We start from the raw sequence: 13,991 nt of genomic DNA on the forward strand, positions 1-13,991 counted from the left end.
CGTCGTCAGCGCACGACGGCGCCACCACACGCCGCACCGTCGCGTCCCCTGGCTCGGCCGGGCCGCGAGCGCGGCCGGGCACCGAGATGGGGGAACACATGTCAGGTCCGAGACGACGACGCCACGCCTGGATCGCCATCGGCGCACTGGGCAGCCTCGTGACCGCGGCGGCCTGGGCACCGGCCACCGCCGCTCCCGCGGCGACCGGCTCGCCCGCGACGCAGGTCGCGGCACCGGTCTCCGCACCGACGACGGTCGCCACCGCCGCCGACCCCGACGCCGTGGACGGTGAGTACCGCGACCGCTTCCTGGCGCTGTACTCGACGATCAAGGACCCGGCCAACGGTTACTTCAGCGACCAGGGCATCCCGTACCACGCCGTCGAGACCCTCATGGTGGAGGCTCCCGACTACGGCCACGAGACCACGTCGGAGGCCTACAGCTACTGGATCGAGCTCGAGGCCGTCTACGGGTACGTGACCGGCGAGTGGGAGCCGCTGAACGAGGCGTGGGCGACCATGGAGCGGTACATGATCCCCCAGCAGGCGGACCAGCCGACCAACGCCGCGTACAACCCGTCGTCACCGGCGACCTACGCGTCGGAGTACAACCACCCGAGCCGCTACCCGTCGGCCCTGAGCTCCGGGGTGTCCGTGGGCCGCGACCCGATCGCGGCCGAGCTCCGGTCCGCCTACGGCACCAGCGACATCTACGGCATGCACTGGCTCGCCGACGTCGACAACGTCTACGGCTTCGGCGCCGCGCCGGGAGCCGGCTGCACGCTCGGCCCGGACTACGAGGGCACGTCGTACATCAACACGTTCCAGCGCGGCCCGCAGGAGTCCGTGTGGGAGACGATCCCGCACCCGTCCTGCGAGGAGTTCGAGTTCGGCGGCCGCAACGGCTACCTCGACCTCTTCACGGGTGACAGCAGCTACGCCAAGCAGTGGAAGTACACGAACGCGCCCGACGCCGACGCCCGCGCCATCCAGGCCATCTACTGGGCGAACGAGTGGGCCACCGACCAGGGCAAGGCCGCCGAGATCGCCGGCACGGTCGCCAAGGCCGCACGGATGGGCGACTACCTGCGGTACGCGCTGTTCGACAAGTACTTCAAGACGATCGGCTGCACGTCGCCGAGCTGCGCGGCGGGCTCCGGCAAGGACAGCGCCCACTACCTGCTGTCCTGGTACTACGCCTGGGGCGGTGCGGTCGACACGAGCTCGGCCTGGGCCTGGCGCATCGGCTCCAGCCACGCGCACTTCGGCTACCAGAACCCGATGGCGGCCTACGCCCTGTCGACCGTCCCGGCGCTGCAGCCCGAGGGCGCGACGGCGGTCGCGGACTGGACGGCGAGCTTCGACCGGCAGCTCGAGTTCTACCGCTGGCTGCAGTCGGCCGACGGCGCCATCGCCGGCGGCGCGACGAACAGCTGGGACGGCGCCTACGCGACGCCGCCGGCCGGCACGCCGACGTTCTACGGCATGGCCTACACGGTGGCCCCGGTCTACAACGACCCGCCGAGCAACCAGTGGTTCGGCATGCAGGTCTGGGGCATGGAGCGCATCGCCGAGCTGTACTACGAGACCGGCGACGAGCGGGCCGAGGCGCTGCTCGACACGTGGGTCCCGTGGGTGACCGCGAACACGACCTTCTCCGGCGCGGACTGGCGCGTGCCCGGCACCCTCGCGTGGAGCGGGGCGCCCGACACGTGGAACCCCGCGAACCCGGGCGCCAACGCGAACCTGCACGTCACCGTCCGCGACCACGGCCAGGACGTCGGCGTCGCCGGCTCCCTGGCCCGCACCCTCATCTACTGGGCGGCCGCGTCCGGGGACGACGAGGCCCAGGCCAACGCCAAGGACCTGCTCGACTCCATCTGGGCGAACAACCAGGACGACAAGGGCGTCTCGGCGCCCGAGGTCCGCGAGGACTACCGCCGGTTCGACGACGTCATGACGAGCACCAGCGGCGACGGCGTCTACGTGCCGCAGGGCTGGTCCGGCACCATGCCGAACGGCGACGTCATCACCCCGGGCGTGAGCTTCCTGGACATCCGGTCGTTCTACGAGGACGACCCCGACTGGTCCAAGGTCCAGGCCTACCTCGACGGCGGTGCCGCGCCCGAGTTCCGCTACCACCGGTTCTGGGCACAGGCCGAGATCGCCAAAGCGCTCGCGGACTACGACCGGATGTTCGGCGGCGAGGACCCCGGCGACCCGGACACGCAGGCCCCGACGGCGCCGGGCACGCCGACGGCGTCGGCCGTGACCGCGACGTCGGCCACCCTCACCTGGGCCGCCTCGACGGACGACGTCGGGGTGACCGGCTACGAGGTGCAGTCCGCCACGGGCACGCGGCTCGCGACGTCGAGCACCACGAGCGCGGCCCTCACCGGGCTCACCGCTGACACGTCCTACACGGTGCGGGTCGTCGCCCGTGACGCGGCCGGCAACGTCTCGGTGCCGTCGGGCACCGTCACGTTCCGGACGGCCGCGGGTGGCGACACGACGGCGCCCACGGCGCCGGGCACCCCGGCGATCTCGGGCATCACCCAGACGTCGGCGACGATCACCTGGGCGGCGTCCACCGACGCCGTCGGGGTGACCGGCTACGAGGTGCAGTCCGCCACGGGCACGCGGCTCGCGACGTCGACGACCACGAGCGTGACGCTCGGCTCGCTGACGCCCGACACGGCGTACGCGGTGCGGGTGATCGCGACGGACGCCGCCGGCAACGTGTCGGTCCCGTCCGCCACGGTCTCGTTCCGGACCCTGCCGAGCACCGGCACGGGTGCGTGCACGGCGACGTTCACGGTCGCCAACAGCTGGCCCGGCGGTTACCAGGCCACGGTCGAGGTGAAGGCGGGCACGTCGGCGATCACCGGCTGGACGACGGCGTTCTCGCTGTCCGGCTCCACCGTGGCGCACCTGTGGTCGGGCACGCAGTCCGGCTCCGGCTCCGCCGTCACCGTCGCCAACGCGGCCTGGAACGGCGCGCTCGCGGCCGGGGCGTCCACCAGCTACGGCTTCATCGGTTCCGGCTCGGCGCCCACCACGGGGCCTGCCGTGACCTGCACGACGCCGTGACGACCCCCGGGGTGGCCCGGTCCGGTGGCGGACCGGGCCACCCCGGGCACCACCGGCCGTGAAAGCGGATGCAACGACGACCTCAAGGAGACTCATGACGACGCAACGACGGACCCGGACGGCCACCGCCGCCGGCACCGCCGCGGCACTGATCGGGATCGCGCTCGTCGCCGCGACGCCCGCCCAGGCCGCGGCGGGGTGCCAGGCGACCTTCGCCCCGACGTCGCAGTGGCCCGGCGGCTTCACCGCGACCGTCACGGTGACGAACCTGGGCGACCCCCTCGACGGCTGGACCGTGGGCTGGGACCTCGCCGGCGACGCCCGGGTGACCAACGCGTGGAACGCGACGCTCGCCGGGCAGTCCGGCGGGGAGGTCACGGTCCGGGACGCGGGCTACAACGCGCGCCTCGGCACGGGCCAGACGATCAGCGTGGGCTTCCAGGGCACGCGCGGGCAGAGCACGCTGTCGGCCTCCGGCATCGAGCTCGACGGCGTGGCGTGCACCGGCGTCGTGGACCCCGGGCCGACGCCCGACCCGACCCCGGATCCCACGCCCGACCCGACCCCGGACCCGACGCCCGACCCCACCCCGGACCCGACGCCGTCGGGCGCGCTCTACGTCGACCCGACGACCCAGGCGGCCCGTGCGGCGGCCACGGCCACGGGCGAGACGAAGCGGCTGATCGAGAAGATCTCGACGACGCCCGCCGCGACCTGGATCGGCAGCTGGGTGTCGCCGTCGGCGGCGGCCTCGGCGGCCGGTGACTACACGCGCCGCGCCCAGCAGGCCGGCGCCACCGGCACCCTGGTGATCTACGCGATCCCCGGCCGTGACTGCGGTTCCTACTCCGGCGGCGGCGTCGCCGAGTCCGAGTACGCACGCTGGGTCGACACGGTGGCGGACGCCATCGTCGGCAACCCGATCGTCGTGCTCGAGCCCGACGCGCTCGCACAGCTGGGCGACTGCAGCGGCCAGGGCGACCGGGTCGGCTACCTGCGCTACGCCGCGCAGTCCCTCACCGAGGCCGGCGGGCGCGTCTACCTCGACATCGGCCACTCCGCCTGGCTGTCCGCCGAGGAGGCCGCGCGCCGGCTGAACCTCGTCGGCTTCAGCCACGCGGTGGGCTTCGCGCTGAACACGTCGAACTACCGGACCACCACGGAGTCGCGGGCCTACGGCGAGCGGATCTCCGCGCTCGTCGGCGGGCGCGACTTCGTCGTCGACACCTCGCGCAACGGCAACGGCTCCAACGGCGAGTGGTGCAACCCGCGTGGGCGCGCCCTCGGCGAGCGTCCGCGCCTGGTCGACGACGGCACGAACCTCGACGCCCTGCTGTGGGTGAAGCTGCCGGGCGAGTCCGACGGCACCTGCAACGGCGGCCCCGCCGCCGGGCAGTGGTGGCAGGAGATCGCGCTCGAGCTCGCCCGCAACGCCGCCTGGTGAACTGACGCTCACCGGTGAGCCGCCACTCGCCGGTGAGCTGACGCGCCGGTGGTCCCTCGGTCCCGACCGGGGGACCTCCGGCGCGCGAGCCTCGTCCCCGGCGAGCGCTACAGGTCGTTGCCCGCGTAGGACAGGTTGAAGCTCTTGTTGGTCACCGGGAAGTCGGCGACGATCGTCTGCCGCAACGCCACCGGGAGCGCCGGCCACGTGAAGAAGGACGGGTCGACGACCTTGAGGCGCGTGAGGCGCCCGTCCGCGCCGAGCTCGACGCGGTGCGCGATCGTGCCGCGCCAGCCCTCGACCAGCCCCACCCCGGCTCGTGCGCCGGCCGCGCGGGCCGGGCCGACGCGCGGGGGCGGCGCGACCAGGTCGCCCGCCGACAGGCCGGCGAGCAGGGTCGGCAGGAGCTCGACGCTCGCCCGCACCTCCTCGGCTCGCACGAGAAACCGCGCGAGCACGTCGCCCTCGGTCCGCACCGCGGACCGCACCGCCGTCGTCGCCTCGCAGAAGGGGTGGTCCCGGCGCGCGTCGACGTCGACGCTGCTGGCGCGGGCGACGTAGCCGAGCACCCCGATCTCACGCGCGTTCTCGGCGGCCAGGGTGGCCGTGCCGGTGAACCGGTCGACCACCACGCTGTTGCGCAGCGCGAGGTCGACGATCTCCGCGATCTCGTCCCCGATCCGCGCGACGCGCGCGGCGTCGGGCACCGCAGCGAGGCGCGCCCCGCCGAGCACGACGCCGCCGCGCAGCAGCCGGTGACCCGTGACCTCCTCGTTGAGCCGGAGCAGGCCCTCGCGCACCCGCTGGGCGTGCGTGTTCAGCACGCCGTACCCGACGTCGTTGCAGAGCGCGCCGATGTCGGCGACGTGGTTGTACAGCCGCTCGAGCTCGAGCAGCGCCGCGCGCGCGGCCTGCGCGGGCTCGGGCACCTGCCAGCCGAGGGCCTCCTCGACGGCCAGCGCGAACGCCGCCGCGTGACCGGCGGTGGTGTCACCGCTGACCCGCTCCGCGAGCGCGAACGCCTCCTCGGGCGTGCAGCCCTCCGCGAGCTTCTCCAGGCCCTTGTGCGTGAACCACAGGCGGGCCTTGAGCTTGAGGATGGTCTCGCCGACCACCGAGAAGCGGAAGTGGCCGGGCTCGATCATCCCCGCGTGGATCGGGCCCACCGGGATCTCGTAGACCCCGCGCCCCTCGACGCGCACGAACGGGTAGGCGGCCTCGGGGGCGAACGGGGGCGGCGGGCCGGCGTCGGACCGCGCCGGGTACCAGCCCGTCGGCCAGTGCGCGTGGCGGACGAGGCGGCGGGGCAGCGGGTGGTCCAGCGGCACGATGCCGTACAGGTCGCGCATCTCGCGCTCGAACCGGCCGAGCGGGAAGGACAGGCCCGCCATGCTCGGGAGCCGCGGCTCGGCCAGGTCCGTGCGCAGCTCGAGCTCGACGCGCCGGTCCGGCCCCGCGGCGGTGAGCAGGTAGACGACGCGGAAGGCGTCCGGATCCTCGTGCGCGGCGACGAGGGTCAGCCGGTACCCGTCGTCGAGCAGCCGGGACAGCTCGCCCGGCAGCTCCGCGGCGGTCACCGGCCGCGTGGTCCGTCCGGTCGCGCTCATCGGGTCCCCACGATCGTCGCAGCGGTCTCGAGCAGGCCGTCCAGCGGTGCGAGCACGCCGATCACCGCCAGCGCGACCAGGCCGACGACGAGCGGCGCGACGGGGACGACCACGCGCCGCGCGACGGCGGTCGCGGCCTCCGCACCGGCCGTCGCGGCGTCCGCGCCCGCCTCCGGGGCGACGCCGCGCTCGGCGTCGGACGCCGGGGCCTCGCCCAGGAGCATCCCCGCGACCGGCCGCGCGACGGCGACGAAGACCACGAGCAGCAGGACGAGCGCGACCCCGACCACCCAGGCCAGCCCCTCCCCCGCGGCCGCCCGTGCCAGGGCGAGTTCGCTGGCGAACAGGCTGAACGGCGGCAGCCCGAGCAGCGCCGCGACGCCGAGCCCGAAGGCGCCCGCGAGCGCCGGCCGGCGCGCGAGCAGCCCGCGCATGCCCGCCACCTGGGTGGTCCCCGTCTCGTGCAGGATCTCGCCGGAGGCGCAGAACAGCACGGCCTTCGCGAGGCCGTGGCCGAGCACGTGCAGCAGCAGCGCAGCGATCGCGAGCCGGGTGCCGACGGCGAGCCCGATCATCACCAGGCCCATGTGCTCGATGCTCGAGTACGCCAGGAGCCGCTTGTAGTCGCGCTGGACGATGAGCATGGACGCCGCGAGCGCCACCGAGCCGATGCCGACGACGAGCAGCAGCACCCGCAGGAAGTCGGGGTCGAGCGCCGCGGCCACGATGACGCGGTACCGCAGCAGCGCGTACGCGGCGACCGAGAGCAGCACCCCGGACATCAGCGCGGAGACGGGCGCGGGCGCCTGGCTGTGCGCGTCGGGCAGCCACGAGTGCATGGGCACCAGGCCGACCTTCGTGCCGAACCCGAGCACCAGCAGGACGACGGCGATCCGCATCACGCCCGGGTCGAGCTCGCCGGCGCGCGCGACGAGCACTGCCCAGTCCAGCGAGCCCTCCCCCGCGCCTGCGCCGCCGGTGTGCTGGGACGCGTAGTAGACGAGCACGGTGCCGAGGTAGGCCAGCGCAATGCCGACGGAGCAGATGATCACGTACTTCCACGTGGCCTCGACCGCGCGTCGGCCGCCGTGGTGCCCCACGAGGAACGCGGTGACGATCGTCGTCGCCTCCACCGCCGCCCACAGCACGCCGAGGTTGCTCGCGAGCACCGCCCCCGCCATCGTCGCGACGAAGAGTGGCACGAGCACCTGGTAGCGGCGCGCGCCGCGGGCCGTCGTCTCCCCGGTGGCCAGCTCGCGGTCGACGTACCCGACGCCCACCCAGTTGGCGATCACCGAGACGGCGCCGATGACCAGCAGCATCACGGCGGTCAGCGCGTCGGCGCGCAGGGTCCCGGCGAGCTCGAGGACCGAGCCGTCGACCGTCGCCGCCGCGAGGGCGACACCGACGGCGAGCACGACGCCGGACGCGGCGACGCCGGCCCACGCGACCCATCGACGCCAGCCGAGCACGGCGGCGGCGAGCGCGGCGAGCGCCGGGGCGAGGACGGGGAGGATCAGGGTGGCGGTCATCAGTCACGCAGCTCGTTCAGCTCGTCGAGGTCGGTGCCGCCGAAGGTCGTGCGCATCCGCGCGGCGAGGATCTGCAGCACCAGCACCACCAGCAGCACGTCGAGCGACACCCCGAGCTCGACCACGAGCGGCACGCCGGACGCGGCGAGGAACGCCGTCGTCGTGATGCCGTTGTCGAGCAGCAGGAAGCCGACCACCTGGGACAGCGCGCGCCGCCGCGTGACCAGCACGAAGAACCCCAGCAGCACGACGGCGACCCCCACCGGCAGCGCCCGGGTCGCGGCGGACGGGGCGAGGGCGACCAGCGGCTGGCTCACCACGTACGCGAGCAGGGTGAGCAGCGCAGCCGCGAGGAGCGACGCCGCGACGTTCACGAGCGGCTCGGTCTCGCGGGCCTCGCCGCTGTCGGCGAGCACGCGGCGCAGGACCGCGGGGATGACGAACGTCTTGAGCGCCAGCACGCCGAGCGCGACGAGGTAGCCCGCGACGCCGCCCTCGGCGCCGGCCACGAGGGCCGCGAGGCCCGCGATGAAGACGCCCTGGAGCGCGAGCAGCCGGACGATCGCGGCGAGCTCGCGCCGCCACAGGATCAGCACGGCGGTGAGCAGCACCCCGCCGCACAGCAGGTCGAGCAGCTGGACGGACGCGACGCCCGTCGGGCCGGCGGCGGTGGCGGCGATGGTGGTCATGGCGGCGCTCATGCGAGGAAGAAGGACGCGGTGACGGCGAGCAGGGCGAACAGCAGCGACCCGGCGAGCAGCTCGGGCACGCGGAACAGGCGCAGCTTGGCCATGAACACCTCGAAGGCGGCGAGCGCAGCCCCGAGCACGCACACCTTCACGACCAGGGCCAGGACGCCCAGGGCCAGGGCGGCCGGGGCGAGCGAGGTGGCCACGCCCCACGGCACGAAGAGGTTCACACCGAGGCCCAGCAGGATCGCCAGGCGCGACCACGACGCGAGCTCGACCATGCCGAGGTCGCGGCCGGAGTACTCCAGCACCATCGCCTCGTGCATCATCGTCAGCTCGAGGTGGGTGGACGGGTTGTCCACGGGCAGCCGCCCGGTCTCGGCGACGATGACGACGGCGAACGCGACCGCCGCCAGCAGGCTCGCCGGCCAGAACAGCTGGCTGGGCGTGGCGAGCGCGCCCTCGACGATGTCCCCCAGGTCCGACGAGCCGACGCGCACCGAGAGCGCGAAGATCGCGAGCAGGATGGTCGGCTCGGCGAGGGCCAGGACCGTCACCTCGCGGCTCGCCCCCATGCCACCGAACGCGGTGCCCGTGTCCAGGCCGGCGAGCGTGAGCGCGACGGTGCCGAGCATGAGCACCGCGACCACGGCGAACAGGTCGCTCGCCCCGGACACCGGCGTGACGGTGGTGACGAACGGGACGGCCGCCGCGAGCACCACGACCGTGGACATCAGCACGAGCGGCGCCGCGCGGAAGACCCAGCTGGCGCCCTCCGGGCTCGTGGCCTCCTTGGCCATGAGCTTGCGCAGGTCACGGGCTGGCTGCCCGACGCCGGCCCCCGCGCGCCCCTCCATCCGGGCGCGCACCTGGCGCATCAGACCCGTGAGGTACGGCGCGCCGACGACGACGACCACCACCTGGACGAGCGACGCGACGACGGCGCCCACGACCTCGCCGGCGCTCATCCGGTCACCCCCGCCAGGAGCAGGGCGGCCAGCAGGCCGACGAAGCCGTACGCGAGGTAGGTGTGCACGCTGCCGCGGGCGAGCCGCCGCGACCACCGGCCCCACGCGGTCGCCGCGGCCAGCAGCGGCGGGTAGATCCGCGCCTCGAGCCGGTCGGGCACGCGCTGCCGGAACGTCACCGACTCGATGAGGTATCGCGACTCGGCGAGCGGGGTCACGTCGACGTCCTGCTCGGGACGCAGCACGTCGTCGAACACGCGCGTGAGCGGCTCGGCGAACGACGTCGCCGTGTACTCCTGGCGCGGGTCGCGCTCGATCGCACCGCACCCCCACGCAGGGGCGACGCGGCGCGGGACGCCGCGGCTCAGGCGCCGCACGAGGGCCACCACCGCCGTGCCGGCGAGCACCAGCCCCACGGCGATGACCAGCGGCGACATCGAGCCGGCGATGCCGTTCAGGCGCAGGGTGACGGCGCTGTCGGCGAGCGGGTCGATGCTGCGGACCTCCGGGAGCACGCCGAGGACGCGGTCGAGCGGCCGTGCCGCCACCGCGGGCAGGAGCCCGAGCGCGAGGCAGACGCCGGCGGCCAGCCCCATGCCGACGCGCATCGGCAGCGGGCTCTCGGTCGCCTCGGCCGCCGCCGTCGAGCGCGGCAGCGCCAGGAAGCCCACGCCGAACGCCTTGACGAAGGTCGCGACGCCGAGGCCGGCGGTGAGCGCCACGACGCCGACGGCGACCGGGATGCTCACGGCGACCACGGGTGAGCCGCCCGGCCCGACGGAGTGGATCAGACCCTGCAGCAGCACCCACTCGGACACGAAGCCGTTGCCCGGCGGCAGCGCGGCCGCGCCGAGTGTGCCCACCGCGACGAGCGCCGTCGTGACCGGCATCCGACGGACGAGGCCGCCGAGGGCGTCGAGGTCGCGCAGGCCCGTGCTGCGCAGCACCGAGCCGGCGCCGAGGAAGAGGACGGTCTTGAACGCGGCGTGGTTGAACGCGTGCAGCACCGCGGCGGCCATGACGACGCCGGCGAGCACGCGGTTGCCGTCGGCGGCGAACACCGCGGCCGCGCCCAGGCCGATGAGCATGAGGCCGACGTTCTCGCTGGTGGAGTAGGCGAGCAGGCGCTTGAGGTCGACGGCGACGCTCGCCTGCAGCACGCCGTAGAGCGCCGAGAGGCAGCCGAGGGCCAGCACGAGCAGACCCCACCAGCGCGGCGCGCCGCCCAGCAGGTCGAACGCGACCCTGATCAGGCCGTAGACGCCCAGCTTGACCATGGCCGCGGACATCAGCGCGGAGACGTGGCTCGGCGCCTCGGGGTGCGCGCGCGGCAGCCACACGTGCAGCGGCACCATGCCGGCCTTCGAGCCGAAGCCGAGCAGGACGAGGACGAGCGCGACCGTGCGCACCGTCGGCGAGAGGTCGGCGGCGCCGGCGCGGATCGCGTCGAAGCTCTCGCCGCCGACGTTCGCGGCGACGAGCGCGAAGGCGGTCATGATCGCGACGAGGCCGGCGTGCGTCATGCCCGCGTACCACAGGCCCGCCTCCCGGACCGAGGCGCGCAGCCGGTGCTCCGTGAGCACCAGGAGCAGCGACGTGAGGGCCATGAGCTCCCAGAGCACCAGGAACGTCGTGACGCTCGCGGCCGCGGGGACCAGGAGCATGGCCGCGACGAACAGCGGCACCGTCGCCTGCGCCGTGCGGGACGCGGCCGGGCTCGCGTGGTGCGCGGCGGCGTCGGGCAGGTGCTGGTCGTGGGCCGCCGGGAGGTCCTGGGCGTGCCGGCCGCCCGGCGCGGTGTACCCGATGCCGTACACCCCGGCGGCGACCGCGACCGCGCCGATGAGCAGCAGGAACGCGCCGGAGAGCGCGTCGACCGCCAGGCGCGCCTCCCCGAGCGGGAGGAGTCCGGGTGCGACGGCCGTCCACGTCGACCCGCCGAGGCCGCCGAGCCCCGCGAGCACCCCGCCCACGCCGACGAGCGCGGTGACCGATCCGGCGACGACGTGCCGGCGCCGCTCGGGGGCCACGACGACCGCCGCGGCGCCGACGAGCGCCCCGAGGGCGACGAGCCAGAGTCCCGTCTGGATCATCGGCCGGTCAGCTCCCGCAGGGCCGCCACGACGTCCTCGGGCCGGGGCGGGCAACCGGGCACCTCGAGGTCCACGGGCACGACGTCACCGACCGCCCCGACGACGCCGTACGCCCCCGCGAACGCGCCGCAGCCCCGCGCGCAGTCCCCGATCGCGACGACGCGGCGCGGCGCGGGCATCGCCTCGTACGTGTTCTGCAGCGGCTCGGCGAGGTTGCGCGTCACCGGGCCCGTGACCAGCAGCGCGTCGGCGTGCCGCGGGGAGGCGACGATCCGTGCGCCGTACCGCTCGGCGTCGTACACCGGGCCGAAGGCGGCGCCGATCTCGATCTCGCAGCCGTTGCACGAGCCGGCGTCGACGTGCCGGACCTGCACGGAGCCGGTGGGCGCGAGAGCCGCCTCGGAGGGCGCGGGCGCGGTGCCCGCCGGTTCGGCGATCCGACCGACCCGGAGCATCGTGCGCAGGAGCTTGTGCACCCTCAGCCGTCCGCTCGCTCGACGGCCTGCTCGTCATCGGCGCGCAGGTCGGTGAGGACCTCGATCTGCTGGGTGAGCAGGTCGGCGCGCAGCTGCCGGGCCACGGTGAGGAGCTCCGCGGTCCGCGGCGTCGTGAGCGAGTAGTACACGGTGGAGGCCTCGCGTCGCGCCTGGACCAGGCCGACCGACCGCAGCACCGCCAGGTGCTGGGAGAGCCCGGACGCGCCGACGCCGAGCTCCGCCGTCATCTCACCGACGGCCCACGCCCGCTCGCTCAGCAGCTCGAGCACGCGGATGCGAGCAGGGTGACCCATCGCCTTGAACAGGTCGGCCTTCATCTGGACGTGCGGGGCGGTCATCGCGCCTCGATCTCCCGTTCCACTCGCCTGCACGGCAGGACGGTATCACTGGTCCAGCAGTTCGCTATTTCAGCAACTGCTGAAATAGCCCGCCCGGAGGTGGCCACCTCAGGACGTGGCCACCTCCGGACGCGCCCAGCAGGTGACGCGCTCAGTAGGTGAAGGTGTCCACCTGCGCCTTGAGGTCCGCGGACATCTGCGCGAGCTCCCGCGTGGACGTCTCCATCTGCGAGACGACCTCGGTCGTGGTCGACGCCGCGGTCGCGACCCCCGTGATGTTCGTGGCGATCTCGCTGGACCCGGTCGCCGCCTCGGTGACCCCGCGCGAGATCTCCGTCGTCGTCGCGGTCTGCTCCTCCACCGCCGAGGCGATCGTCATCTGGTAGTCGTTGATGGAGCTGATGATCTCGGTGATCTGGCCGATCGCGGTCACCGCGTCGGCGCTGTCGGCCTGGATCGCCTGCACCCGGCGCGCGATGTCCTCGGTCGCCTTCGCGGTCTCCTGCGCCAGCTCCTTGACCTCGCCCGCGACGACCGCGAAGCCCTTGCCCGCCTCGCCCGCCCGCGCCGCCTCGATGGTCGCGTTCAGCGCCAGCAGGTTCGTCTGCTCGGCGATCGTCGTGATGAGCTTGACGACGTTGCCGATCTCCTGGCTCGACGTGCCGAGCCGGGTCACCGTGGCGTTCGTCGCGGCCGCGACGCCCGTCGCCTGCTCCGCCACGCGCGCGGCCTCGTGCGCGTTCTGGGCGATCTCCCGGATCGAGGCGCCCATCTGCTCGGCACCGGCCGACACGGCCTCCACGTTGCGCGAGACCTGCTCCGCCGCGGCGGCGACGACGCCCGCCTGGGCCGCGGTCTCCTCGGCGCCCGCCGCGACCTGGGTGCCCGCGGCCGACATCTCCTCCGACGCCGCGGCGATGGTCCCGGAGGCCTGCCCGACCTGGGCGAGGGTGCTCCGCAACGACGCCTGCGCGTCCGCCAGCGCCCGGGCCATCTGACCGAGCTCGTCCCGGGAGTCGACGCGCGGCTCCCGCGTCAGGTCGCCGGTGGCCAGCGCGTCCGCCGCGGCCTTGACCTCGACGACCGTCGCGGTGATGCCGCGCACCACCAGCCAGGCCAGCACCAGCGCTGCACTCAGGCCCGCGACCAGCGCGGCGATGAGCAGCGTCCGGCGCGAGGCCATGAGCGCCGTGCCCTTGTCGTTCTCCTCGGCGGCAGCGGCCGCCTGCTCCTCGGCCTCCGCCGAGAACGCGTCGAGGGCGGCGTCGGACGCCGGGTAGACGGCGTCGTCGTAGATCGCCGAGACCTCCGCCTCGTCGTCCTGGTCGACCGCCGGCACGAACTGCGACGTGAAGGCCGCGTGGAACTCCTTCGCCGAGGCGAGGCCGGCGGCGGCGCGCTCGGGGTCCGCCGCGTTCGGCAGGTACTCCTCCACGAGCGCCACGAGGGTCGCCTCGCGCTCGGCGATCTCCGCCTCGAGGGCCGGGCGCCGCTCCTCCTGCTCGAACGCGTAGGAGTTGACGCGCACGCGGCTGCCCTGCAGCGTGCGCTGGATCTCGTCGAGCTGGTCCATCGGCAGCACGTGCGTCTGGTACATGTCGTCCTGGCCGTCGCTCAGCGCCTGCGCGGTGCTGATCGCGAGCACTCCCATGACGACGGAGACGACCGCGAGCGCACCCACTGCCGAGCCGATGCGCAGCGCCACGGGCAGATCCCGGAACCTCCTCCGTCCGC

General features: G+C 74.3%; 10 protein-coding genes. 2 read left to right on the plus strand and 8 right to left on the minus strand.

Annotated features, from left to right (window positions below):
• The first annotated feature begins 98 nt into the window (after window positions 1-98).
• Both AFE02nite_RS15920 and AFE02nite_RS15925 read left to right on the plus strand, forming a co-directional pair.
• The gene (locus AFE02nite_RS15920; RefSeq protein WP_052113755.1) at window positions 99-3,089 is read left to right on the plus strand and encodes a glycoside hydrolase family 48 protein; all 2,991 of its coding nucleotides are present in this window, start codon (window positions 99-101) and stop codon (window positions 3,087-3,089) included.
• Between the two features lie 94 nt (window positions 3,090-3,183).
• On the plus strand, window positions 3,184-4,533 hold the full coding sequence (locus AFE02nite_RS15925) for a glycoside hydrolase family 6 protein (RefSeq protein WP_034246908.1): 1,350 nt from the start codon (window positions 3,184-3,186) through the stop codon (window positions 4,531-4,533).
• A 107-nt stretch (window positions 4,534-4,640) separates the two neighbouring features.
• Here the strand turns inward: AFE02nite_RS15925 and AFE02nite_RS15930 are convergent, their stop codons facing one another.
• The 8 genes from AFE02nite_RS15930 to AFE02nite_RS15965 form a co-directional block, all read right to left on the minus strand.
• Window positions 4,641-6,140 carry a hydrogenase large subunit gene (locus tag AFE02nite_RS15930; RefSeq protein ID WP_034246906.1) on the minus strand — a complete coding sequence of 500 codons (1,500 nt, stop codon included), beginning with the start codon at window positions 6,138-6,140 and terminating at the stop codon, window positions 4,641-4,643.
• The gene (locus tag AFE02nite_RS15935) at window positions 6,137-7,672 is read right to left on the minus strand and encodes a proton-conducting transporter transmembrane domain-containing protein (protein ID WP_146820022.1); all 1,536 of its coding nucleotides are present in this window, start codon (window positions 7,670-7,672) and stop codon (window positions 6,137-6,139) included. The genes AFE02nite_RS15930 and AFE02nite_RS15935 overlap by 4 nt, the downstream gene beginning before the upstream one ends.
• Entirely contained in the window at window positions 7,672-8,361 is a 690-nt protein-coding gene (locus tag AFE02nite_RS15940) for a hypothetical protein (RefSeq protein ID WP_052113710.1), read from the minus strand. The genes AFE02nite_RS15935 and AFE02nite_RS15940 overlap by 1 nt, the downstream gene beginning before the upstream one ends.
• Window positions 8,362-8,369: 8 nt before the next feature.
• Window positions 8,370-9,329 carry a respiratory chain complex I subunit 1 family protein gene (locus tag AFE02nite_RS15945; RefSeq protein ID WP_034246501.1) on the minus strand — a complete coding sequence of 320 codons (960 nt, stop codon included), beginning with the start codon at window positions 9,327-9,329 and terminating at the stop codon, window positions 8,370-8,372.
• Window positions 9,326-11,422: a proton-conducting transporter transmembrane domain-containing protein gene (locus AFE02nite_RS15950; protein ID WP_034246498.1), complete on the minus strand. Its 2,097-nt coding sequence runs from the start codon at window positions 11,420-11,422 to the stop codon at window positions 9,326-9,328. The genes AFE02nite_RS15945 and AFE02nite_RS15950 overlap by 4 nt, the downstream gene beginning before the upstream one ends.
• Window positions 11,419-11,898 (minus strand): NADH-quinone oxidoreductase subunit B family protein, encoded by a 480-nt coding sequence (locus tag AFE02nite_RS15955; protein ID WP_261765669.1) that lies wholly within the window; start codon window positions 11,896-11,898, stop codon window positions 11,419-11,421. The genes AFE02nite_RS15950 and AFE02nite_RS15955 overlap by 4 nt, the downstream gene beginning before the upstream one ends.
• 2 nt (window positions 11,899-11,900) lie before the next feature.
• Window positions 11,901-12,257, minus strand: coding sequence for an ArsR/SmtB family transcription factor (locus AFE02nite_RS15960; protein ID WP_034246495.1), 357 nt, complete (start codon window positions 12,255-12,257; stop codon window positions 11,901-11,903).
• A 151-nt stretch (window positions 12,258-12,408) separates the two neighbouring features.
• Window positions 12,409-13,962: a methyl-accepting chemotaxis protein gene (locus AFE02nite_RS15965; protein WP_261765670.1), complete on the minus strand. Its 1,554-nt coding sequence runs from the start codon at window positions 13,960-13,962 to the stop codon at window positions 12,409-12,411.
• Window positions 13,963-13,991: the final 29 nt, after the last annotated feature.

The organism is Actinotalea fermentans, from assembly GCF_007991475.1.
In the GTDB taxonomy this organism is placed as follows: domain Bacteria; phylum Actinomycetota; class Actinomycetes; order Actinomycetales; family Cellulomonadaceae; genus Actinotalea; species Actinotalea fermentans.